The sequence below is a fragment of the Chryseobacterium sp. MEBOG06 genome, from assembly GCF_021869765.1.
Lineage (GTDB): Bacteria > Bacteroidota > Bacteroidia > Flavobacteriales > Weeksellaceae > Chryseobacterium.
On sequence record NZ_CP084580.1, the window covers coordinates 3,336,378 to 3,359,056 of the forward strand.

Annotated in this window: 25 protein-coding genes and 1 pseudogene; all 26 read right to left on the reverse strand. The window is 28.3% G+C overall.

Annotated elements, in window-relative coordinates; translation table 11 throughout:
- Window positions 1-113: 113 nt before the first annotated feature.
- Window positions 114-1,163 (reverse strand): leucine-rich repeat domain-containing protein, encoded by a 1,050-nt coding sequence (locus LF887_RS15340; protein ID WP_236855121.1) that lies wholly within the window; start codon window positions 1,161-1,163, stop codon window positions 114-116.
- A gap of 210 nt (window positions 1,164-1,373) precedes the next feature.
- On the reverse strand, window positions 1,374-1,853 hold the full coding sequence (locus LF887_RS15345; RefSeq protein WP_236855122.1) for a hypothetical protein: 480 nt from the start codon (window positions 1,851-1,853) through the stop codon (window positions 1,374-1,376).
- A 332-nt stretch (window positions 1,854-2,185) separates the two neighbouring features.
- Window positions 2,186-3,259: a leucine-rich repeat domain-containing protein gene (locus LF887_RS15350; protein ID WP_236855123.1), complete on the reverse strand. Its 1,074-nt coding sequence runs from the start codon at window positions 3,257-3,259 to the stop codon at window positions 2,186-2,188.
- A 195-nt stretch (window positions 3,260-3,454) separates the two neighbouring features.
- The gene (locus tag LF887_RS15355; protein ID WP_236855124.1) at window positions 3,455-4,087 is read right to left on the reverse strand and encodes an ankyrin repeat domain-containing protein; all 633 of its coding nucleotides are present in this window, start codon (window positions 4,085-4,087) and stop codon (window positions 3,455-3,457) included.
- A 651-nt stretch (window positions 4,088-4,738) separates the two neighbouring features.
- Window positions 4,739-5,545, reverse strand: coding sequence for a hypothetical protein (locus LF887_RS15360; protein WP_236855125.1), 807 nt, complete (start codon window positions 5,543-5,545; stop codon window positions 4,739-4,741).
- 3 nt (window positions 5,546-5,548) lie between these two features.
- Window positions 5,549-5,713 (reverse strand): hypothetical protein, encoded by a 165-nt coding sequence (locus LF887_RS15365; protein WP_236855126.1) that lies wholly within the window; start codon window positions 5,711-5,713, stop codon window positions 5,549-5,551.
- A gap of 47 nt (window positions 5,714-5,760) precedes the next feature.
- Complete coding sequence (locus LF887_RS15370; protein ID WP_236855127.1) at window positions 5,761-6,303, reverse strand: transposase; 543 nt, start codon at window positions 6,301-6,303, stop codon at window positions 5,761-5,763.
- A gap of 362 nt (window positions 6,304-6,665) precedes the next feature.
- Window positions 6,666-7,172, reverse strand: a complete 507-nt coding sequence (locus tag LF887_RS15375) for a hypothetical protein (RefSeq protein WP_236855128.1) — start codon at window positions 7,170-7,172, stop codon at window positions 6,666-6,668.
- Between the two features lie 285 nt (window positions 7,173-7,457).
- Window positions 7,458-8,402: a leucine-rich repeat domain-containing protein gene (locus LF887_RS15380; protein ID WP_236855129.1), complete on the reverse strand. Its 945-nt coding sequence runs from the start codon at window positions 8,400-8,402 to the stop codon at window positions 7,458-7,460.
- A 282-nt stretch (window positions 8,403-8,684) separates the two neighbouring features.
- Entirely contained in the window at window positions 8,685-9,203 is a 519-nt protein-coding gene (locus tag LF887_RS15385; protein WP_236855130.1) for a hypothetical protein, read from the reverse strand.
- A gap of 11 nt (window positions 9,204-9,214) precedes the next feature.
- Window positions 9,215-10,201 carry a hypothetical protein gene (locus LF887_RS15390; protein WP_236855131.1) on the reverse strand — a complete coding sequence of 329 codons (987 nt, stop codon included), beginning with the start codon at window positions 10,199-10,201 and terminating at the stop codon, window positions 9,215-9,217.
- Window positions 10,202-10,392: 191 nt separating this feature from the next.
- Complete coding sequence (locus tag LF887_RS15395; RefSeq protein WP_236855132.1) at window positions 10,393-11,451, reverse strand: leucine-rich repeat domain-containing protein; 1,059 nt, start codon at window positions 11,449-11,451, stop codon at window positions 10,393-10,395.
- A 154-nt stretch (window positions 11,452-11,605) separates the two neighbouring features.
- Window positions 11,606-12,160 (reverse strand): alpha-ketoglutarate-dependent dioxygenase AlkB, encoded by a 555-nt coding sequence (locus tag LF887_RS15400; protein WP_054509724.1) that lies wholly within the window; start codon window positions 12,158-12,160, stop codon window positions 11,606-11,608.
- The gene (locus tag LF887_RS15405) at window positions 12,150-12,617 is read right to left on the reverse strand and encodes a hypothetical protein (protein ID WP_236855133.1); all 468 of its coding nucleotides are present in this window, start codon (window positions 12,615-12,617) and stop codon (window positions 12,150-12,152) included. Before LF887_RS15405 ends, LF887_RS15400 begins: the two co-directional genes overlap by 11 nt.
- A 6-nt stretch (window positions 12,618-12,623) precedes the next feature.
- Window positions 12,624-13,523: pseudogene (locus LF887_RS15410) on the reverse strand (class I SAM-dependent methyltransferase).
- Between the two features lie 49 nt (window positions 13,524-13,572).
- On the reverse strand, window positions 13,573-13,710 hold the full coding sequence (locus LF887_RS15415) for a hypothetical protein (protein ID WP_236855134.1): 138 nt from the start codon (window positions 13,708-13,710) through the stop codon (window positions 13,573-13,575).
- An 87-nt stretch (window positions 13,711-13,797) separates the two neighbouring features.
- Complete coding sequence (locus tag LF887_RS15420) at window positions 13,798-14,328, reverse strand: hypothetical protein (RefSeq protein WP_236855135.1); 531 nt, start codon at window positions 14,326-14,328, stop codon at window positions 13,798-13,800.
- 396 nt (window positions 14,329-14,724) lie between these two features.
- Window positions 14,725-15,192, reverse strand: coding sequence for a hypothetical protein (locus LF887_RS15425; protein WP_236855136.1), 468 nt, complete (start codon window positions 15,190-15,192; stop codon window positions 14,725-14,727).
- Window positions 15,193-15,237: 45 nt separating this feature from the next.
- Window positions 15,238-15,555 carry a hypothetical protein gene (locus tag LF887_RS15430; protein ID WP_236855137.1) on the reverse strand — a complete coding sequence of 106 codons (318 nt, stop codon included), beginning with the start codon at window positions 15,553-15,555 and terminating at the stop codon, window positions 15,238-15,240.
- Between the two features lie 420 nt (window positions 15,556-15,975).
- Window positions 15,976-16,881 carry a leucine-rich repeat domain-containing protein gene (locus tag LF887_RS15435; RefSeq protein WP_236855138.1) on the reverse strand — a complete coding sequence of 302 codons (906 nt, stop codon included), beginning with the start codon at window positions 16,879-16,881 and terminating at the stop codon, window positions 15,976-15,978.
- Window positions 16,882-17,078: 197 nt separating this feature from the next.
- Window positions 17,079-17,711 (reverse strand): ankyrin repeat domain-containing protein, encoded by a 633-nt coding sequence (locus LF887_RS15440; RefSeq protein WP_236855139.1) that lies wholly within the window; start codon window positions 17,709-17,711, stop codon window positions 17,079-17,081.
- A gap of 643 nt (window positions 17,712-18,354) precedes the next feature.
- Window positions 18,355-19,413, reverse strand: a complete 1,059-nt coding sequence (locus tag LF887_RS15445; RefSeq protein WP_236855140.1) for a leucine-rich repeat domain-containing protein — start codon at window positions 19,411-19,413, stop codon at window positions 18,355-18,357.
- Window positions 19,414-19,622: 209 nt separating this feature from the next.
- Window positions 19,623-19,916 (reverse strand): hypothetical protein, encoded by a 294-nt coding sequence (locus tag LF887_RS15450; RefSeq protein WP_236855141.1) that lies wholly within the window; start codon window positions 19,914-19,916, stop codon window positions 19,623-19,625.
- An 84-nt stretch (window positions 19,917-20,000) separates the two neighbouring features.
- Window positions 20,001-20,816, reverse strand: coding sequence for a hypothetical protein (locus LF887_RS15455; protein ID WP_236855142.1), 816 nt, complete (start codon window positions 20,814-20,816; stop codon window positions 20,001-20,003).
- On the reverse strand, window positions 20,806-21,507 hold the full coding sequence (locus tag LF887_RS15460) for a leucine-rich repeat domain-containing protein (protein ID WP_236855143.1): 702 nt from the start codon (window positions 21,505-21,507) through the stop codon (window positions 20,806-20,808). The genes LF887_RS15455 and LF887_RS15460 overlap by 11 nt, the downstream gene beginning before the upstream one ends.
- Window positions 21,508-21,698: 191 nt before the next feature.
- Window positions 21,699-22,319, reverse strand: coding sequence for an ankyrin repeat domain-containing protein (locus LF887_RS15465; RefSeq protein ID WP_236855144.1), 621 nt, complete (start codon window positions 22,317-22,319; stop codon window positions 21,699-21,701).
- Window positions 22,320-22,679: the final 360 nt, after the last annotated feature.

Here is a 22,679-nt window from a genome sequence, read left to right on the forward strand (position 1 = left end):
TTTCTTCTTTAATGAAAAACTATATTTTTGAGGGTATCTAAATCGGTTGAGATTACAGCAGCAGGGGCAAATTTTGAGCGTAAAAGAGCCTTGTAAAAACAAGGCTCTTATTATTATCGAAACAATTTTTTTGACCTATATAATGTTCTTGGTACAAAATGATCATCTTCAAACTTAATTGTTACATTCTTTGGAACATCTTTAATCTCTTTAATATAATCTCCTGTAAAACATAGAGAAATAAAACATTCGGAAACTAAATTAGATAAAAAAGACGTATCAAACTCTTTAATTTCATTCGCCTCAAAAATTAAATACTCAAGATTTATGAGATGATCTAAATTCTCAACTTTGGTGATCTTATTTTCATTTAAATTTAGTTCTCTTAAGTTTTTCAGATTATCCAATCCTTTGATTTTTGAAATTTCATTATAACTTAAGTCTAATACTTCTAAATTTTTCAAGCTATCTAATCCTTCAATTTCTTCTACATGAGTAGCCGAAATAAAAAGTTGTTTGAGATTGTGTAAGGTATCCAAACCTTCAATTTTGCCTACCCTACTTCCATTTATTCTCAATTCTTCCAAATAGGGAAAACGCTCCAGATCAGTTATTCTTTTAATATTAGTTTCTCCAATATTTAAAGAGCGGATATTTTCATTAACATTTATCTTTTTTATATGATCAATTTCAGTCAGGCTGACATCTAACCGCTGTAAGAACTTTAAATGTTCCAAACCATTTACTTCTAGATACGGATTGCAACTAATATATAATATTTCCAGATTAATTAAATCACCCAACAAAGAAGTGTCTTTAAGTTTAGTTGCTCCCAAATCCAGATTTTTCAAACTTTTTAAATCTCCTAAATACCTAAATGATTTTTCCGGTAATTTATTACCGGTTAAATCTAATGTTTCTAACCGTGAAAAAGCATTTAAGGGACGTAACATTTTCACATTGCAGTATGGAAGAGCTAATTTAACAAGACTGTCCGCTATTGGTAATAATATACCAATATCCTTTAAATCAACCTCATTTAAATATAATGTTCTAATATTCCCATCTTTATCCATCTCATAATAATTTTCCCAGATATGTTCGTTGGAATGTATAATTTGAGTATTAAACTCTTTTTCAAGTTTTTTTATAAAATCTGTCATGGTTTTAATTTCTATCTTTTTTTAATCTTCAAATCATTGATAATTATGAACTTGCAACAATTTTTGAAACAAAATTCACATACTCTTTACGCTACATTTTTAGATTTATTATAGACATTAGGTTTTGATACTCTTTTATGGTTAACTTTCTTAAAGTTGAATACTCGAGTGTACGGATAATCAGAAAACTTTCAATCTATGCTATTATTTTTAAGATATTAGAAGCTCATATTTTAAGGAATAGATATTTTGCCTTATCTCTTTTAAGTAGTGTCCTAATCCCCAACCTCCTATTGTATGTAATATATTAAATCTAAAATGTATTTCCAATATAAAATAATAAAATTCTTGCCTTGATTTTTCAATAACAAAATCCTCTGCACTTATCATTATATAATTTATATAAAACGGATGATTAGCTATAAAGTTGATACTTATTTTACCAAAAGGAAGTATGTATTCAACATTTCCTAAGTTAGGCGCTTCTTGTATATCATTTAACATTTTTTCGACGTCTTCAATTGGTATAGCATCAAAATCATTATTATCGTAATCATTTATTAGATAAAAACATTCTGAATTACATTCAGCGTTCAATTTGTTAATCAAGTATTCATGAACAGGTAGCAAAATATCCTCTGCTCTGCTTTCTGTTTCTAATTTCCCTATAGTATTGAAAAAATCACTCATCTTATTTATATTTAATTATTACCTTCTCGTATTTCTGTCCCCCTTTCGAGTAACCATTTTTTCAAGACCTGCTAATGAAGCTAAAAAATCCAATCACTACAGGAATTGCTCTTCCCAAAGCATTTTCTATTGATTTGGCTACATTTTCCGCTGGCAATAGCTTTTGATACTATCGGTAAATGGTTTTATCAGCTCCATTTTTATAAAGATAAAAACTTTTGAGAAAATCTTGGATAATAAAAATGCCACACAAAAGGATTCGTGCGGCAGCAGGGGAAACTTCCAGTAGAAGTTTCGCTTTAAATGTTTTTTAATTACTTATCTTTCGAATACTATTGTAAATAAAGGTTATTCAAAATATTGCTAGGAACTTTATACAATGATGTAGGCCATTGATAATCGTCATTATAATTGATTTTTACATTTTCGGGTGCAGCCGTTTGAATTCTTTCTATTTCCATCATATCTCGCATGTATATATAACATTCTGAGACTAAATTGTGAAAAAATGCAGTATCAAAATAAGTAATTGACTCATTGGCTTCCAATAATAAAAGTTCAAGGTTTGTCAGATTATCCAATTTCTCAACTTTTGTTATTTTATTGCTATTAAGACTCAACCATTTTAAATTGGTTAAATTATCCAATCCTTCTATTTTTGAAATTTCGTTCAAATATAAATCCAAAACTTCCAATTTGGTTAAGCTTTCCAAACCTTCAATACGCTTTATACGCCATGTAGAAATAAAAAGCTCTTTAAGATTTTTCGAAGCTTGTAATCCTTCAATTTTTTCTACTAAAGTACCATCCAGATTAAGACTTTCCAAATTAGGAAATCGCTCCAAATGCGTAATCTTTTTCAAATTAGTGCCCTTTAAATTCAGTACACGGATATTTTCATTTGCACAGATGTTCTCAATACTATTAATACAGCTGTTAGACACATCTAAATGATATAGTGATTTTAAACTTTCCAAGCCTTTAATCTCATCAAGATGATCACTTCCACCAATAAACAACATCTCTAAATTATTAAGAGTGCCGAGTGATGATGTATCCGTAAGATTTGTTCCTCTTAAATCAAGCTTTTTTAGCTTTTTCAAATAACTTAAATGTTCAAGTGTGGAACCATATAAATTATTTTGCCTTAAGCTCAAAATTTCCAATCGAGTAAATGATTTTAATGTTACTAAAGTTCTGATATTGCAATCTAAAACTCCCAGATTAACCAAACTGTGTGCGACAGGCAATAAAACATAAAGATCTTTTAAATCAATCTTATCTAAATAAAGCGTTGTAATATTTCCATCATTATCAACATCATAATAATTTCTCCAGATATGTTTATTGGAATAGATAATTTGAGTGTTAAATTCTTTTTCTAATTTTTTTATAAAATCTGTCATGGTTTTAGTTTAAATCTTCAAATCGGTCATCATTATTATCGACTTCAGGATTTGGTTTTAAATCTCAGGCTAATTTATTGTTTTAAATATTCTAGAAAAAAATTCTCCGGTGTTTGTTTTGTTACTTCTCTGTTTGAAAGATAAACTTTTAATAAAAAGCGAAACTTCAAATTGAGGTTTCGCTTTAAAAGCTTTTTACTTAGCTTTATACTTTTCTATAAGATTAAATATTTTCTTTTTCAATTCTTCATCAATATCTTTTGGAATATTTTCAATAGTTAAATAACCCTCTCCATCATTTACATAAGGATCTGCTTTATACTTCAGCAATAATTCTATCATCTCCAGATTTCCAAAATAAAATGCCAATCCTAAAGGTGTTTTCGCCTGAAAAGACCCAGATTTATTGATAAGATCTTTATTTGCATAAGCTAATAATAATTTCATCAGCTCAACATTCTGATTTAAAGAAGTTTTTGTGAGTGGTGTCTCACGTTCTTCCCCTACAATATCTATTTTAGCTCCTTTTTCCAAAATCAACTTTAGAACTTTTGGTTTATTTAAATATATTGTCTGAAAGACGGGAGCATTATAAGCTTCATGAAAATAATTTACGTCTGCTCCATTTTCTATTAAAACCTCTATCATTGTTACATAAGTATCCTCGTCTTCATCTTCAATCTCATCTATGATATATTGTATTAAACTCTCTTTATAATAAGGACCGCCAATTATAGTCTTTGCATCACCACCATTATTTATCCATTCTTTTAAAGCATCAATATTTTTACTTGATATTATGTTTATGATGTATTCATTGTTTTTCATATATTTATTTTTAACGATTAAGAGCCTTCCACTTCCGCTCCTAAAACTAACCTTGATTCAATAAGGTTTTAGCTTTTGTAATCATAACTCATCAAGTATGTTTTTTATAAAGATAAAAAACTTATTGAGAAATCTTGGATAGTAAAAATGCCAAACGAAGGGATTCATGCGGCAGCAGGGGAACATCTCCTGAAAACAATATTTTAGTAAATCTGTTTCATAAAATCTGAATCATAGCTTTCTCAATATTTTCCATAGCTTCATTTATTTTTATTCTTTTTCTTTGACTTTTAAATTGCTAATTTTCTGGAAACTCATTTTTCAAATAATTTCAAACAGGTTTATAGTTAGTACTTTACCCTGTGACTTCCGGATTCTATAGTTTGTGCGCTTGCAAAGGAAAGGGTGAAGAGAAAGGAGCAAATGAATAGTGTTTTTTTCATGGGATAGATTTTTGATGGTTAGTTCAATTATATGAAGTAAAATTACATGGCAAACTTCTCTAATTTGTAAATTATCAGGTTCTGTTAAATCAACAAAGACCCGCAAATATTTTTTTACTATTGCTGAATTTTCATGACAATACTCTATTTTATTAAAAAATAATTAATACTTTACAATAAACATTTTATAAAAATAAAGTATTTTTTTCTATTCCTCTTTAAAAGCTTTCATTGCTTCATCTAAATCATAAAACATTTTTGAGTTCTTTATAAAACCATACGTAGTATCCGTATCCTTATTTATAATATAGCTTACTTTAGACGGGTTATTATCAAAATCTTTATAAGTAGGAATAAAATCCATTAAATACTTGTCTAAGTATTGATACTTAAAATTTGTAATATCAATTATTATATGCTCTACCCCTGAAAACCTTAAAAATTTATTTAGACTGGCATAAAGTCTTTTAGTTTCTAATATATCATCATCAAGATCGTTGGTGGATCCTGGATATGTTCCTATTATTTTAAAATAGCCTAATTCATTTTTTTTGTCGAGTTTAATTTCAAAAGAAAAAAAATGGACATGATCTAGTGCCTTAATAAATTTAGGTTTATTATATCTATCATCATATATTCTTGTTTTTCCATCGTAATATGTTTTTTTAAATAATTCAGAACAATAGTTTATAGCATTTAATTTTGTGTCAAAAACGTTATTTTCTTCAATTATAAAATTCCCTTTTATAAAAATAAATCTATCTTTATAGATATGTTTTAATTCAAAAGGTTGATTTGTATTATTTTGTAGGTCAGAAAAATTAATTATCCTATAATAAGTATTATCATAAAACTCTTCATTAAGATAAAATTTTAATAACTCTAATTCCTTAATGGAATCAATTCTCCCAATAATATTTATTATCGGAATGTAGCTATCACTTTTTGTTAGTTTCCAGTAAATAGTATGAATAGTAAAGTTTGTTTTTGGTGCTATGTATGTTTCTAATTTCATATTTTAAAATATTATTTCTTTACCTGTTAATGCATTTTCTGATAAAATTCGCACAGTACTTTTTCTACCAAGTTGGTTTTTAGTCTCTTTTGCAAATATTTCCTCTAAAATTTTTAGATAACCTGGATCTATTTTCATTAAATCTTCTTCTTTTAAAGATTTTGTCACATTATTAATTTTCTCAAATAAATTATGCTTTGTAATAAATTTACTATCTATGAAGTTGTTTGAACTTTTAATTTTTTGATTAGTCTTAAGGAAAACGCCAAAAAGTGCAGATTCTTCCAAGTAATATCCAGCGTTTCAAATCTTATCAACAAAGACTTGAAGCCATCTAACCAGGCATTTGCCTGCTCTATTTTAAATCTGCTTTTGTACAATTTTTCATCAAAATAGTAATCATTATTTCCTGTTTTTCCATTTCGGGGATTAGTTTTGATGTTACCCATTATTTCCTCCATTTCTAATTTCTGTCTTAAATTTTCAATGTCAAATCCCGAATCTGCATTCAAAAAAAGACCCTTATGAGAAATTTCCGCTTCGGATAAAATTTCAATAATCTCGCCCATAACATCTTCTATTTCATATAAATCATGATGATTTCCGCTTCTGGGATTTCCCATCGAAATCATTTGACCACGATTGTCGCAAAGGAAAATTATATTGCTGGTTTTCGCCGATTTTCTGCTTTGATATCCTGTTGATTCTCCGCCCATTCTACATCGGGTTTGGCTCCCGTCAAGCTGAGTACACGACATATCCAACATCCTCTTGTTACGATTCAAAAGATGAATCCAAATATTCCTGAAGCTGCCATCCTTGCTCCATTTATTAAAAAATAATACACATTTTGCCAGCTTATTTTTTCTTCCCCGAAATAGTCCTTTAACGAAATTTCCCGCCATTGGCAACCAGTTTTCAGCCGTTTTATAATGGTCTGAATTATTTTTACCAAGTCAAACTTCGTAGAAAATCCTCTTTTCCCTTTGCTTAAATGGGGTAAAATCCATTTCTCTATTTTATCTTTGCTAATGAGTTCCAGATTATTAGTCTTTTAAATTGCAATCCAAAATTGCTAATTTTCTCGGAACTTTTTTTCCAAAATAAGTTTAAACAACTTCTATTTCAAATTTTTCAAATATTCAAAATTTTCTAAATCTTCGGTATATCCGACTTTTAATAAATCTTCTTTTATACTTTTTAAAAGCTTACTCCATTCACTAATAAAATAATCAAAATCAATTTCAATATCTAAATCTAATTTTCTAATTTCTTCATTTGCTAAATACATATCATTATTTTTTATACTAGCTACAAAAAATTGGGGTTTTATTTTTATTGTCCTTTCTTCAACTTTGAAATTCCAATATGCCGTGAATGTACTAGATAAAAAACCTGACTTAAATAGAGAATTATTATTAATTAGTTCTTCTAACATATCAATAATATCATTGTAAATAGTACTAATATCTCCTCTTTTATCCAATTCTATTTGATAACCTTTCCAATGAATAAATACGTCCGATTTATAATCAGGATAAGTTGACCAAATTGCTTCACTGACAGATGCATCTTCTATATCTATTACTCCTAATTCTATTGTTTTATTAAATTCTATTTTAAACATAATTTTTATAATTTATTTCTAGAAAGGTCACCTGCTGAATTACTATCAATTGGGAAACCGTGAAATGTATTACCTTTTTTATTTTTTCTTATTCTTATTCTTATTCTTATTCTATCTGGTTTTGATTCAGAGCCATCTCTATATACGACAGTAATAGTGTGTTATTTTGAAATTTCTCAGTTTGAGAGCTTAAAGATAATCCTTTAATAAAAAAGCGAAACTTCTATTGGAAGTTTCGCTTTAAAAGCTTTTTAATTTATTTTTTGGATACTATTTAAACAAAGATCATTCAAAAATGCCTGTAGGGTGGCGATACAATGTTGTAAAATAAGGATAATCATTGTCAAAATTAATCTTAACATTATTAGGCGCTGCGGCTTGAACCGCCTTAACATCATGTATATCATGTATATAAATATGACATTCTGAAATTAAATTATGAAAAAATGAAGTATCAAAATAGGTAACAGTAGTATGAGTCTCCAGCAATAAAATTTCAAGATTTATAAGATTGTCCAAATTCTCAACTCTGGTTATTTGATTTTCATTAAGGCTCAATCGTTTCAAATTGGTTAAATTATCCAATCCTTCAATTTTTGATATTTTATTAAAATTTAAATCTAGAACTTCCAAGCCCGTCAAGCTTTCCAAGCCCTCAATACGTTTTATACGATATGTAGAAATTAAAAACTCTTTAAGATTTTTTAATGTATCCATTCCTTCGATTTTTTCGACTAAAGTACTTTCTAGATTGAGGCTTTGTAAATTAGGAAATTGTTCTAAATGTGTTATCTTTTTTATTTTAGTTCCTTCTAAATTTAATGATTGAATATTTTCATTTACTCTAACCTTCTCAATACTATCAATTCTGCTATAAGATGTATCTAAATGGTGTAAGGATTTTAAACCTTCCAAACCATTCACTTCATAAAGGCGGCTACTACTACCAATATACAATTCCTCCAAATGAGTAAGACTTTCAAGTGGTGATGTATCCTGAATGTTTGTTCCACATAAGTCCAATCTTTTAAGTCTTTTTAGATGGCTTAAATGACTCAATGTGGATCCGTGCAAACTATTAAGTCTCAAGCTTAATGATTCTAAACGGCTAAACGACTTTAAAGCTCCTATGGTTTTGATATTGCATTTTACAACAGCAAGATTAACCAAACTGTCTGCTATAGGTAGGAGTACATCAAGTTTTTTTAGATCAATATCATCTAGATACAATGTTATGATATTGCCATCTTTATCTACATCATAATAATTTTCCCAGATGTGGTCTTTGGAATAGATAATTTGAGTGTTAAATTCTTCTTCTAATTTTTTATAAAATCTGTCATATTCTTATCTTCTTTTCAACAAGAAAATTAGGTTTCTATTTTTCAAGTACAATCAAATTTCGGTTATATAGCATAACATAGTTTTTGTGAATTATCCTGTAATAGCCAAAATTAAAAAAACTCCTCAAGACCAAGAGTCAATTGCGGAGTCTGTTACTTTATTTTTTATTTACCAATTTCTACTATCAATTTCAAATGATTTTTTTTCAATGATTTTTTTTATAGACTCTAAATCTTCAGTCAAGTCTAAATTACTAATGTTGCCAACAACAATCTCATAATTTAAAAATTTTATTATTTTAAAAATCATATTATTAAACTTTTTTGAAATACTATCATCCAAGAGAAATGAATCAATAGCCGTGATATCAATCCCTTCTATATGTACACCATCCCATGAAAGATAGTTAATACTAAAAATAAACTCAATATCTGCATGAGAATATTCAAGTATTCCAAGTCCTTTCCATTGAGATAATAAATTAATAATTTCAAAATCGCTAATATCTTCTGTAAGCTCAATAGGAGATGGTTCTATATCATTTTTTTTATTATTATAAACCAAAAAACTATTCTCTTTTTCTATTAATATGCCTAAGCTTTTCAATTGTTCATGAAAAAGAAATAAAAAATTTTTAGTATCTTTTCTTTCATCTAATAATATTAAAGTTGTATTATAACTTGCCATTTTATTTATTTTTAATTTTTACCATATCTAATTTCAGTAACTCCTTTTTCTAATAACCATTTTACTAATTTGTCATTAACCTTAGGTTCACTAAATTGATAAATAAATTTACTTGGAGGCATAACTCTATCTCCTTTCTCGTCAAAAAATTTCATTGAGCCTTTAAAGAAACCTATATATCTTGAAAATTGTGTAAAAGCTCTTCCTGACAATTTTTCATCATTTAAAAGTACCCCACTTTTAACCTCAATCATTTCATCATTACTAACTAAATCAATTGCTGTGATTAATTGCTTTTTCGAATTGAATAGTTTTTTCTCCAAAACAATATTCTCTTGACCGCTTTCTAAAGCATCTAATGCAGTTCTAGCTTCCGCAATATAATTAAATTTATCGTCACTTGATGCCCTATTCATTTTGTCAATCACCTCTTGTCCACCAGGGAGCTTAACCACAATTGCTATTTCAGCATTAGTTAATTCTGGTGAATTTTTTTTAAAGTCAACTACAGTCCTATTTCCATCTAAATAAGGGTTCACTTCACCATGGATATGAACAATTGCTTTATCTTTTTCAACTTTATCTGTAACAATTTTAAGTTCTTTTAACTCATAAGTTTGCTTTATGGTTTTTAAGCGATTTTCTCCTTCCTTTGCGGTTAAATTATGATCATTTAACAGTTGCGTACCTTCTTTTACCCCTTCATCTAAATCCCTTTTCTTTTCTTCAGTACTGCGTAGATCTTCTCCTTTTTTCTCCTTCTTATCTTTCTTACCACTAACTCCAATCTTCCCAAGCAATCCTTTAGCCTTCCCTTTCACAAAGTTCCAGAACTTGACAATCGCATTTTCAATACGCTGGCGTATTTTTCGGATAACGCCCAGTACTTTATCTGCCAATCCGCCAATTCCCAATAACGAGGCTAAAAAGCCAATCAGTACAGGAATTGCTCTTCCCAAAGCATTTTCTATTGATTTGGCTACATTTTCCGCTGGCAATAGCTTTTGATACTATCGGTAAATGGTTTTATCAGCTCCATTTTTATAAAGATAAAAACTTTTGAGAAAATCTTGGATAATAAAAATGCCACACGAAGGGATTCGTGCGGCAGCAGGGGAAACTTCCAGTAGAAGTTTCGCTTTAAATGCTTTTTAATTATTTATCTTTCGAATACTATTGTAAATAAAGGTTATTCAAAAATACCTCTGGGACCACTATACAATGATGTAGGCCAACGATAATCATCGTCATAATTAATTTTAACATTTTCGGGTGCAATAGCTTGAATCTTTTCAATATCCTTTTCGCTACGCATGTATATATAACAGTCTGAAACTAAATTATTGAAAAACATTGTATCAAAATAAGTAATTGGTTTATTGGCTTCCAGTAACAAAAGTTCAAGATTTATCAGATTATCCAAATTCTCAACTTTAGTTATATGATTTTCATTAAGATTCAACCGTTTTAAATGGGTTAAATTATCTAATCCTTCTATTTTTGAAATTTCGTTCAAATTTAAATCCAAAACCTCCAATTTGGATAAATTTTCCAAGCCTTCGATGCGCTTTATCCTCCAAGTAGAAATAAAAAGTCTTTTAAGATTTTTAGAATTTTCTAATCCTTCAATTTTTTCTATCGAAGTACAATCTACATTAAAGCTTTCCAAATTAGGAAATCGCTCCAGATGTGTTATATTTTTTATTTTAGTTCCTTCTAATTTTAATGAACGAATATTTTCATTTGCGCAGATGTTCTCAATATTATTAATTCTACAATAAGACGCATCTAAATGATATAAAGATTTTAAACCTTCCAAGCCTTTTACTTCATAGAGACGGTCACTACCACCAATGAATAACATCTCCAAATTCGTAAGGCTACTAACATGTGAAGTATCTTTAAGATTTGTACCTCTTAAATCCAGTTTTTTTAGATTTTTCAAATGTCTTAAATGTCCCATTGTGGAGCTATGTAAATTATTCAGACGCAAGCTTAATGCTTCTAAGCGGGTAAACGATTTTAATCCTCTTAAGGTTTTAATTTTACAATCGATAACAGCTAGATTAACCAAACTTTCCGCTATGGGCAATAATACATCAAGTTTATTTAAATCAACATAACGTAAAAATAATGTTATAATCTTTCCATCTTTATCCACATCATAATAATTTTCCCAGATGTGGTCTTTGGAATAGATAATTTGAGTATTAAATTCTTCTTCTAATTTTTTTATAAAATCTGTCATGGTTTGTATTTCTGCCTTTTTTTAAATCTTCAAATCATTAATTGATATTTTAAAGTTTCCAGTTTAAAAACTTAAAGATAATCCTTTAATAAAAAAGCGAAACTTCTAGTAGAAGTTTCGCTTTTTTATTAAACTTTTCAAATATCCCTATTTTTTATTTTATTTTTCTAAAAGTTATAGATATCCTTCTTTCTCGAGGAATTATAGTATTTAACCACTTATCATTTTTTACTGCTTTTATACCATGTTTCCAATTATATCTCGCATCTCCATTTAATAACAAAATGCTTCGAGGATTTAAAAGTAACTCATGCTTTTCCTGATCTTTTGAAAATTGCATGACACAAGAAGATAACAGACTCACGGAAATTATTATATCTTCAAAACAGGGTATACAATCTATATGGTTTGATATTCCTTGTCCAGGTTCATATTCATTGATAATAACCTGATCAAAAGAATTTTTAAGATTAAAATTCTTTTTAATTTTTCCCTCCAATGAAATAAGCCAATCGGGTAGCTTGCCTATTTTTAAATCTTGATCAATATTTTTTTTCTTGTAATCATAAATATATCCATAATGCTGAACTCTCCGCTTCAAATTTGTATCCCAGATCGCATTATCTATTTCTGACACAATTAAACTCTCTTCTTCAATACTTAAAAAATCATCTTGATAAGCAAGCCCAGTTATAATATTATTCTTCATCTTCAATGGTTAAAATATATCTTAAAAAGTCTATGAAATTTTTATAAATAGGTTTATATCCAGATTCCAATTCATTAGAAAACCATACCGAATCTTCATCTTTTTGCGTTGCATGATAACCATAAAAAGTAATTTCGTCTTTACTATGAAACATAAGATCTGCTAATATATATATATTTGATTTATTAAGTAAGGGAGATGTAAGAAGACTTGGATTCAACCAATCATCAAAGCCAAAAATACCAATATCAAAGTCATTACCGTAAATATTACATCCTCCATATTCACTTAAAAAATAAAAATAGGCATCATCATTTATAAATTCGGCATCTTTCATTATAGTGATTGTTTCATCTTTCCAAAGATGTTTTATTCTTTTTTCATTTCCAGTTTTAACATTATATTTTGTAGCTATATCTTTTATAAGGTTATCTACCTCAATGATCTTATTAATCATAATATTTTATTTTTTAAAAATTAAAGTTACACCTTTCCCGTCTTCCATTGAACCTGCAGATCTATCTTTTTGCGTCATTTTATGTTCATATCCTGGAAAATTTTTACTATCAAACAATTTCTTAGACTCTAAAACAAAGTTATTAGTCTGTTCTTCCGGTTTCCACCTACCTACATATCTATTATCTGCAAAGCTTACAATAACCTTTCCTCCTTTTTTTACTACTCTATCCGCTTCTTTAAAAAAGCTTTTTAGTAAAATCTTATTATTTGTTGTACCTCCCCTTGTTTCTTCTTTTACCCATGGAAAGTTAAAAACAATTATTTCAAAATAATTAGGTTCATAACTCATACTTGTAGCATCTATATTATATTCTATTACAGTTCCTAGTTTGTTATGTTCCTTAATATTTTTGTCCCTATCCTTATATTTTGTATCTTAAGAATCATAAGATGTAGCAATCATTCTGTTTTGAATAGCTAAAGTCTTAGCTAAACTTAACGAAAAACTAAAGTTAGCCTCTCCAACCAAAAGTATTTTATTTCCTTCACTAGGATTAAAATCATCTGCTTTTAAAATTTCTGTAGGAGTATATTTTTTAGGGTTTACCTCACCATGTACATGAACCTTTATTCCTTTTTCAACTTTTTTATCTACTACAATTTTTAACTCCTTTAATTTATATCTGTTTTTAATATCATGTAGTTTACATTCTATTGCAGCTTGGTCCACACCTGATTTTAATAACGTATGAGATTCTGATAATGCATCGTCTAAATCCCTTTTCTTTTCTTCAGTAGTACGAAGGTCTTCTCCCTTTTTCTCCTTCTTATCTTTCTTGCTGCCAACACCAATCTTCCCAAGCAATCCTTTAGCCTTCCCTTTCACAAAGTTCCAGAACTTCACAATTGCATTTTCAATACGCTGGCGTATTTTTCGGATAACGCCCAGTACTTTATCTGCCAATTCCCAATAACGAGGCTAAAAAGCCAATCAGTACAGGAACTGCTCTTCCCAATGCGTTTTCTATCAATTTGGTTTCCACCCCCACATTTCCTTTTATACTATCGGTAAATGGTTTTATCAGCTCCATTTTTATAAATAAACCTGTTTAAACTTTTTAAAGAAAAAGCTCCGCAAAGCTGAAAACTTATCGGAGCCATATGATTTTTGTTTTTATTTACCAAGTTCTACTGTCAATTTCAAAAGAATTTTTCAAAATATGTTGTTTTATTTCATCTAAACTTTCTTCCATACTTATATAATTTTGAGATTCCTCATTAACATCTCCGACAACATACTCATAATCAACAAACTTAGATATTTTAGCTATAAGTTCTTTGTGCCTATCATCTTCAAATACAGTATCTTTTCGAGCAAAGGAGACCTTAAAACCATCAACATACTTATCATCCCATGTCAAATAATTAATATACATTTCAAATTTAAAATCCGGATGTCTATATGTAAGTAAACCCAAGCCTTTCCACGAGTAAACTAAATTTATTACATCCTCATCTGTCATTAATTTATCTAGCCAAATTGGTTCTTTTTCTTCTTCATTTCGGCTATCATTAAAAACGACTATTTCAGAATCACTTTTTTGAAGTAAAACATTTATAGATTTTAATTTTTCATTAAAGTCCAATATAAATAATTTTGGATCTTTTTTTTCTTTTAATAATAGTAATGTACCGTTAAAATAACTCATTTTTTATTTCTTATATTATTTACCTTCTCGTATTTCTGTTACCCCCTTTTCGAGTAACCATTTTTTCAATCTAGGATCAAGATTTTCTTCTATAGTTTCATTTTTGCCCTTTTCTTATTATATCGTTTTCCAATTCGCTTAGATAATAATAGAATTGAATTTCCCCGAAAAATTATGAAGAGCTACAATAAAAATAAGCTTTTACATTTCACATACAATTATAATTTTTGTTCTAAAAGCGTTCATTCTTATTATATGACCTTTACTAAACTAAAAAGACTCTGCAAGCATCTTTTAGTTTTGCAGAGTCTTGAATCTTAATACTTTTAATTGCCTAGTTCTACTTTCTACTTAAGATATTTTTTTTATCAAGATTTTATTACTTCAATAAGTATCTTATTTTAAATCATCATAACTCAAAGGGTATGAAAAATAAGCATCTCCATCTTCATCAAGAATAAAAAATGTAACTATGTTATTTTGAAAATAAACCATACATGGCATATTTGAATGCAAATAATTGTTTTCTCCTTTTGGATGTATAAACTCATTATTTCCATATTTAAAATTTACATACATAGCTGAAGAGTAGTCTAATTCAGGAGGTAATATTTTATTTTGTTGTAACTTAATAAAGATATCTTCGGAAATAACAGTGTAATCACATCTAGTTAATTCTGTGTAAGGAAATTCCTCTTCTGCAAAAAACGGAAGTTCATCGTCTATTAGTTCTTTTATTAATGCGCTAATTGTTTCTAAAGAATGATCTCCCAACAGATATTGGTCAATCATTTTTTGTGTATCAAGATAATAATATCCTGATTCAGATTTATGTAAATCTACTTGTATTATACCTATTGCCATATTATTTTATTATTTAAAATAATTAACCCAATTATATTATTATTCTTATAAAACATCTTTGAGTTTACCATTAAACTCACCGTTACCTAGAGCAATTACAATATCCCTTGTAGTAGTCTGGCCAGCTGGTTTTATTTGATATACTGTCATTATTCCATCAGTAGCATTAAAAATCACGACAGGAACTTTAGTCTTATAATTTTTATGATTAGGTACATCTTCTCCTAATACATAAGTAGTTTGTTCATAGTGCACTTGTACTCTATTTGCTTGTGTAATTTTATGTATTTCCATCATTTTTCTTTTACTTTTTTCTACTTTAGTACTTGCATCATTTTTATTAAATCCTAAAGTTTCTTGCATTGTTACAAATTTAAACAGAATATTAGGGTAAGTATTTATTAATTCTCCCGTAGCTTTCATCAATGAAATAACACAAGTCAACCAATAGGTGTTTTATCATTAAAAAGGGTCAGATTATACAATCCAAACCTTGCTTTCTTAAGATATATACCTGACGTGAGCTTTCTTCTTTAATGAAAAACTATATTTTTGAAGGTATCTAAATCGGTTGAGACTACAGCAGCAGGGGCAAGTTTTGAGCGTAAAAGAGCCCTGTAAAAACAGGGCTCTTATTATATTATCGAAACAAATTATTTGAAATAGGTAATATTCTTGGTACATAATGATCCGCTTCAAATTTGAGGGTAACATTCTTTGGAACATCTTTAATCTCTTTAATATAATTTCCTGTAAAACATAGAGAAATAAAACATTCGGAAACTAAATTAGATAAAAAGAAGCATCAAACTCCTTAATTTTATTGATCTCAAAAGTCAAAAACTCCAGATTAATAAGATGATCTAAATTCTCAACTTTGGTGATCTTATTTTCATTTAAATTTAATTTTCTTAAGTTTTTCAGATTATCCAATCCTTTTATTTTTGAAATTTCATTATGGCTTAAGTCTAATACTTCTAAATTTTTCAAACTTTCCAAACCTTCAATTTCTTCTACATGATTTGCCGAAATAAGAAGTTGTTTGAGATTGTGTAAGGTATCCAAACCTTCAATTTTGCCTACCCTACTTCCATTTATTCTCAATTCTTCCAAATAGGGAAAACGCTCCAGATCAGTTATTCTTTTAATATTAGTTTCTCCAATATTTAAAGAGCGGATATTTTCATTAACATTTATCTTTTTTATATGATCAATTTCAGTCAGGCTGACATCTAACCGCTGTAAGAACTTTAAATGTTCCAAACCATTTACTTCTAGATACGGATTGCAACTAATATATAATATTTCCAGATTAATTAAATCACCCAACAAAGAAGTGTCTTTAAGTTTAGTTGCTCCCAAATCCAGATTTTTCAAACTTTTTAAATCTCCTAAATACCTAAATGATTTTTCCGGTAATTTATTACCGGTTAAATCTAATGTTTCTAACCGTGAAAAAGCATTTAAGGGACGTAACATTTTCACATTGCAGTATGGAAGAGCTAATTTAACAAGACTGTCTGCTATTGGTAATAATATACCGATATCCTTTAAATCAACCTCATTTAAATATAATGTTTTAATATTCCCATCTTTATCCATCTCATAATAATTTTCCCAGATATGTTCGTTGGAATGTATAATTTGAGTATCAAAATCTTTTTCTAGTTTTTTTATAAAATCTGTCATGGTTTTAGTTTAAATCTTCAAATCGGTCATCATTATTATCGACTTCAGGATTTGGTTTTAAATCTCAGGCTAATTTATTGTTTTAAATATTCTAGAAAAAAATTCTCCGGTGTTTGTTTTGTTACTTCTCTGTTTGAAAGATAAACTTTTAATAAAAAAGCGAAACTTCAAATTGAGGTTTTCGCTTTAAAAGCTTTTTACTTAGCTTTATACTTTTCTATAAGATTAAATATTTTCTTTTTCAATTCTTCATCAATATCTTTTGGAATATTTTCAATAGTTAAATAACCCTCTCCATCATTTACATAAGGATCTGCTTTATACTTCAGCAATAATTCTATCATCTCCAGATTTCCAAAATAAAATGCCAATCCTAAAGGTGTTTTCGCCTGAAAAGACCCAGATTTATTGATAAGATCTTTATTTGCATAAGGTAATAATAATTTCATCAGCTCAACATTCTGATTTAAAGAAGTTTTTGTGAGTGGTGTCTCACGTTCTTCCCCTACAATATCTATTTTAGCTCCTTTTTCCAAAATCAACTTTAGAACTTTTGGTTTATTTAAATATATTGTCTGAAAGACGGGAGCATTATAAGCTTCATGAAAATAATTTACGTCTGCTCCATTTTCTATTAAAACCTCTATCATTGTTACATAAGTATCCTCGTCTTCATCTTCAATCTCATCTATGATATATTGTATTAAACTCTCTTTATAATAAGGACCATCAATTATAGTCTTTGCATCACCACCATTATTTATCCATTCTTTTAAAGCATCAATATTTTTACTTGATATTATGTTTATGATGTATTCATTGTTTTTCATATATTTATTTTTAACGATTAAGAGCCTTCCACTTCCGCTCCTAAAACTAACCTTGATTCAATAAGGTTTTAGCTTTTGTAATCATAACTCATCAAGTATGTTTTTTATAAAGATAAAAAACTTATTGAGAAATCTTGGATAGTAAAAATGCCAAACGAAGGGATTCATGCGGCAGCAGGGGAACATCTCCTGAAAACAATATTTTAGTAAATCTGTTTCATAAAATCTGAATCATAGCTTTCTCAATATTTTCCATAGCTTCATTTATTTTTATTCTTTTTCTTTGACTTTTAAATTGCTAATTTTCTGGAAACTCATTTTTCAAATAATTTCAAACAGGTTTATAGTTAGTACTTTACCCTGTGACTTCCGGATTCTATAGTTTGTGCGCTTCTGAACAGAAGGGAGAGAATGAATAGTGGTTTTTTCATGGTTTTAAGATTTTAATGGATTATTATTTTTTGTTTACTTGATGTATTCAAAAGTATTGATTATTCTTTTATGTTGGATCATTAAAATAAAACTGTCATTTATATTTGCGGAAGAGTGAGTTTTATTAAAAGAAAAAGCGAAACTTCAATTAGAAGTTTCGCTGTAAAAGCTTTTTAATTATTTATCTTTCGAATACTATTTTAAATAAAGGTTATTCAAAAACCTCTCTGGGAGCACGATACAATGATGTAGGCCATCGATAATCGTCATCATAATTGATTTTTACATTTTCGGGTGCATCCGTTTGAATTCTTTCTATGTCCATCATGTCGCGCATGTATATATAACATTCTGAAACTAAATTGTGAAAAAATGCAGTATCAAAATAAGTAATTGGCTCATTGGCTTCCAGTAATAAAAGTTCAAGGTTTGTCAGATTGTCTAAATTTTCAACTTTGGTTATTTTATTACTATTAAGACTCAACCATTTTAAATTGGTTAAATTATCCAATCCTTCTATTTTTGAAATTTCGTTCAAATATAAATCCAAAACTTCCAATTTGGTTAAGTTTTCCAAGCCTTCGATACGCTTTATCCGCCATGTAGAAATAAAAAGTTCTTTAAGATTTTTCGAGGTTTCTAATCCTTCAATTTTTTCTACTAAAGTACCATCCAGGTTAAGACTTTCCAAATTAGGAAATCTCTCCAAATGCGTAATTTTTTTCAAATTAGTGCCTTTTAAATTCAGTACACGAATATTTTCATTTGTACAGATGCTCTCAATACTATTAATACAGCTGTTAGACACATCTAAATGATATAGTGATTTTAAACCTTCCAAGCCTTTAATCTCATCAAGATGGTCACTTCCACCAATAAACAACATCTCTAAATTATTAAGAGTGCCGAGTGATGATGTATCCGTAAGATTTGTTCCTCTTAAATCAAGTTTTTTTAACTTTTTCAAATAACTTAAATGTTCAAGTGTGGAATCATATAAATTATTTTGCCTTAAGCTTAAGATTTCCAATTGAGTAAATGATTTTAATGTTATTAAAGTTCTGATATTGCAATCTAAAACCGCCAGATTAACCAAACTGTGTGCAATAGGCAATAAAATATCAATATCTTTTAAATCAATCTCATCTAAATAAAGTGTTATGATATTGCCATCTTTATCTACATCATAATAATTTTCCCAGATGTGCTTATTGGAACGAATAATTTGAGTATTAAACTCTTTCTCTATTTTTTTTATAAAATCTGTCATGGTTTTAATTTCTGTCTTTTTTAATATATTCAAGTCATTAACTATCAATAGTTTAAATTATTTTGAAACAAAATCAACATACTCTTTACGCTACATTTTTAGATTTATTATAGACATTAAGTTTTGATACTCTTTTATGGTTAACTTTCTTAAAGTTGAATACTCCAGTGTACGGATATTCAGAAAATTTTCAATCTATGCTGGTATTTTTAAGATATTAGAAGCTCATATTTTAAGGGATAAATATTTCGCCTTATCTCTTCTAAATAGTGTCCTAATCCCCAACCTCCTATTGTATGTAATAAATTAAATCTAAAATGTATTTCCAATATAAAATAATAAAATTCTAGCCTTGATTTTTCAATAACAAAATCCTCTGCACTTATCATTATATAATTCATATTAAAAGGATTATTAACTATAAAGTTGATACTTATTTTACTAAAAGGAATTATGTATTCAATATTTCCTAAGTTAGGCGCTTCTTGTATATCATTTAACATTTTTCGACGTCTTCAATTGGTATAGCATCAAAAAATGATTAAAAATAAAAACCGCACGAATGTATCGTGCGGCACTGAAGAGATTTATTTAGTTTCTTTTTTGCTTTCAATGTATTTCTTATAATTGGTATCATCCAATTCTACCTGTATTTGCTTAAATGGTTTATATTTATGCTCTTCAGGTAATAAATCGTATATATCTTCGTAATAAACTATTTTATTGTCAAATAGTATTCCTTGTTCGGAAATATTATCGTATTCTAATTTTTCAAATTCGAAATCCGTAGCTTCATACTCAAAACACAGTATAATAAAATCTCTTAAAAAACTATTGAGTCTTGGTGTATTTAAATAAGCTGTTTCCGAATTATCAAGCACACCATTTGTTTTCTTGTTATTTAGCGTGTCAAAAAAAGCATCAGCGTTAAACGTAATATAAAAATAATTTTTAAAGAATACTATTGTAACCGGTTCCGCATAAATATTATCATTCGTATTTAAAATATCATTATAGGTAAGTAATAAATCTGCATTGCCAATTTTTTCAGCAAAAATTTCTTCATAATTTTCCTTTTGGACAAATAATAATGAGTGATATAGCAGATTATTGTTATAGTTATATAAATAATTAAACTTTTTCCAAATAGGAGAATTTATTGATTCACTTTTAACATCTATTTCATTAACCATCTGTTTTAGGTTAGTTAATTCAGTAATATTATGAGGTAACAGAATACCATATTTAAAAGCCAAAAGAATATATGAGCAAATAAAATCTGAGGTTTTGTCTTCCAAAAGTATTTGTGATTCTTTTGTGTTCCATTTAATCGTGAATGCAGAAACATCAAAATCCATGTGATTCCAATATTCACTTACATTATTTATTTTATTACCATTCATTTTTATTAATTTTAAATGTCCCTTTTCCATTTGTAACTTCTAATTCCTGTATCGCGTTTTGTAATTGTATTTTTTCAATCCCACCTTCAGCAGAGGTATAAGGAAATAAATCTTGTCTAATTTTATTAATAAACTCTAGTTTGTTCAGATTAAAATATGAATTAGTAGGATTATCAATTTTTAATTGCCCAAAATGATTGGGATATAGCTCCTTATTTGTAGCACTTAATCTGGTTTCTGTATTAAACTTTCCAATTATACTTTTAATATTATCTCTAATTTGTGAGTTACCACCTATGAATAACATCTCCAAATTCGTAAGGCTACTAACATGTGAAGTATCTTTAAGATTTGTACCTCTTAAATCCAGTTTTTTTAGATTTTTCAAATGTCTTAAATATCCCATTGTGGAGCTATGTAAATTATTCAGACGCAAGCTTAATGCTTCTAAGCGGGTAAACGATTTTAATCCTCTTAAGGTTTTAATTTTACAATCGATAACAGCTAGATTAACCAAACTTTCCGCTATGGGCAATAATACATCAAGTTTATTTAAATCAACATAACGTAAAAATAATGTTATAATCTTTCCATCTTTATCCACATCATAATAATTTTCCCAGATGTGGTCTTTGGAATAGATAATTTGAGTATTAAATTCTTCTTCTAATTTTTTTATAAAATCTGTCATGGTTTGTATTTCTGCCTTTTTTTAAATCTTCAAATCATTAATTGATATTTTAAAGTTTCCAGTTTAAAAACTTAAAGATAATCCTTTAATAAAAAGAGGCTGTCTCAAAAGTACCCCCTCTCTCGGACTCCTTCATTTAGGAGATTCTCAGAGCGTTAATTTACCTTTTGAGACACCCTCTTAAAAGCTTTTTACTTGGCTTTATACTGTTCTATAAGATCAAAAATTTTCTTTTTCAGATCCTCATCAATATCTTCCTGAATATTCTCAATGGTTAAATAACCTTCTCCATCATTTACATAAGCATCTGCTTTGTATTTTAGCAGTAATTCTATCATTTCTAAGTTTCCAAAATAAAATGCCAATCCTAAAGGTGTTTTTGCATGATAAGACCCAGGTTTATTAATAAGATCTTGATGTGCATAAGGTAATAATAACTTCATCAGCCCAACATTTTGATTTAAAGAAGCTTTTGTCAGTGGTGTCTCACGTTCCTCCCCAACAAGATCTATATTAGCCCCTTTTTCTAAAATTAGCTTTAGAACTTTTGGTTTATTTAAATATATTGTCTGAAAGACAGGAGCATTATATGCTTCATCAAAATAATTTACATCTGCACCATTTTCTATTAAAATCTCTATCATTTTAACATAAATATCTACGTCTTCATCTTCAATTTCATCTATGATATATTGTATTAAACTTTCATCATCAATTATAGTCTTTGCATCACCACCATTATTTATCCATTCTTTTAAAGCATCAATATTTTTACTTGATATTATGTTTATGATGTATTCATTGTTTTTCATATATTTATTTTTAACGATTAAGAGCCTTCCACTTCCGCTCCTAAAACTAACCTTGATTCAATAAGGTTTTAGCTTTTGTAATCATAACTCATCAAGTATGTTTTTTATAAAGATAAAAAACTTATTGAGAAATCTTGGATAGTAAAAATGCCAAACGAAGGGATTCATGCGGCAGCAGGGGAACATCTCCTGAAAACAATATTTTAGTAAATCTGTTTCATAAAAGCTGAATCATAGCTTTCTCAATATTTTCCATAGCTTCATTTATTTTTATTCTTTTTCTTTGACTTTTAAATTGCTAATTTTCTGGAAACTCATTTTTCAAATAATTTCAAACAGGTTTATAGTTAGTACTTTACC

Coding starts and splice junctions, on each gene's coding strand:
- LF887_RS15340 (WP_236855121.1), bottom strand. CDS start 1,163: ATGACAGATTTTATAAAAAAACTTGAAAAAGAGTTTAATACTCAAATT.
- LF887_RS15345 (WP_236855122.1), bottom strand. CDS start 1,853: ATGAGTGATTTTTTCAATACTATAGGGAAATTAGAAACAGAAAGCAGA.
- LF887_RS15350 (WP_236855123.1), bottom strand. CDS start 3,259: ATGACAGATTTTATAAAAAAATTAGAAAAAGAATTTAACACTCAAATT.
- LF887_RS15355 (WP_236855124.1), bottom strand. CDS start 4,087: ATGAAAAACAATGAATACATCATAAACATAATATCAAGTAAAAATATT.
- LF887_RS15360 (WP_236855125.1), bottom strand. CDS start 5,545: ATGAAATTAGAAACATACATAGCACCAAAAACAAACTTTACTATTCAT.
- LF887_RS15370 (WP_236855127.1), bottom strand. CDS start 6,303: ATGTCGTGTACTCAGCTTGACGGGAGCCAAACCCGATGTAGAATGGGC.
- LF887_RS15375 (WP_236855128.1), bottom strand. CDS start 7,172: ATGTTTAAAATAGAATTTAATAAAACAATAGAATTAGGAGTAATAGAT.
- LF887_RS15385 (WP_236855130.1), bottom strand. CDS start 9,203: ATGGCAAGTTATAATACAACTTTAATATTATTAGATGAAAGAAAAGAT.
- LF887_RS15395 (WP_236855132.1), bottom strand. CDS start 11,451: ATGACAGATTTTATAAAAAAATTAGAAGAAGAATTTAATACTCAAATT.
- LF887_RS15400 (WP_054509724.1), bottom strand. CDS start 12,160: ATGAAGAATAATATTATAACTGGGCTTGCTTATCAAGATGATTTTTTA.
- LF887_RS15405 (WP_236855133.1), bottom strand. CDS start 12,617: ATGATTAATAAGATCATTGAGGTAGATAACCTTATAAAAGATATAGCT.
- LF887_RS15415 (WP_236855134.1), bottom strand. CDS start 13,710: ATGGAGCTGATAAAACCATTTACCGATAGTATAAAAGGAAATGTGGGG.
- LF887_RS15420 (WP_236855135.1), bottom strand. CDS start 14,328: ATGAGTTATTTTAACGGTACATTACTATTATTAAAAGAAAAAAAAGAT.
- LF887_RS15425 (WP_236855136.1), bottom strand. CDS start 15,192: ATGGCAATAGGTATAATACAAGTAGATTTACATAAATCTGAATCAGGA.
- LF887_RS15430 (WP_236855137.1), bottom strand. CDS start 15,555: ATGCAAGAAACTTTAGGATTTAATAAAAATGATGCAAGTACTAAAGTA.
- LF887_RS15435 (WP_236855138.1), bottom strand. CDS start 16,881: ATGACAGATTTTATAAAAAAACTAGAAAAAGATTTTGATACTCAAATT.
- LF887_RS15440 (WP_236855139.1), bottom strand. CDS start 17,711: ATGAAAAACAATGAATACATCATAAACATAATATCAAGTAAAAATATT.
- LF887_RS15445 (WP_236855140.1), bottom strand. CDS start 19,413: ATGACAGATTTTATAAAAAAAATAGAGAAAGAGTTTAATACTCAAATT.
- LF887_RS15450 (WP_236855141.1), bottom strand. CDS start 19,916: ATGTTAAATGATATACAAGAAGCGCCTAACTTAGGAAATATTGAATAC.
- LF887_RS15455 (WP_236855142.1), bottom strand. CDS start 20,816: ATGAATGGTAATAAAATAAATAATGTAAGTGAATATTGGAATCACATG.
- LF887_RS15460 (WP_236855143.1), bottom strand. CDS start 21,507: ATGACAGATTTTATAAAAAAATTAGAAGAAGAATTTAATACTCAAATT.
- LF887_RS15465 (WP_236855144.1), bottom strand. CDS start 22,319: ATGAAAAACAATGAATACATCATAAACATAATATCAAGTAAAAATATT.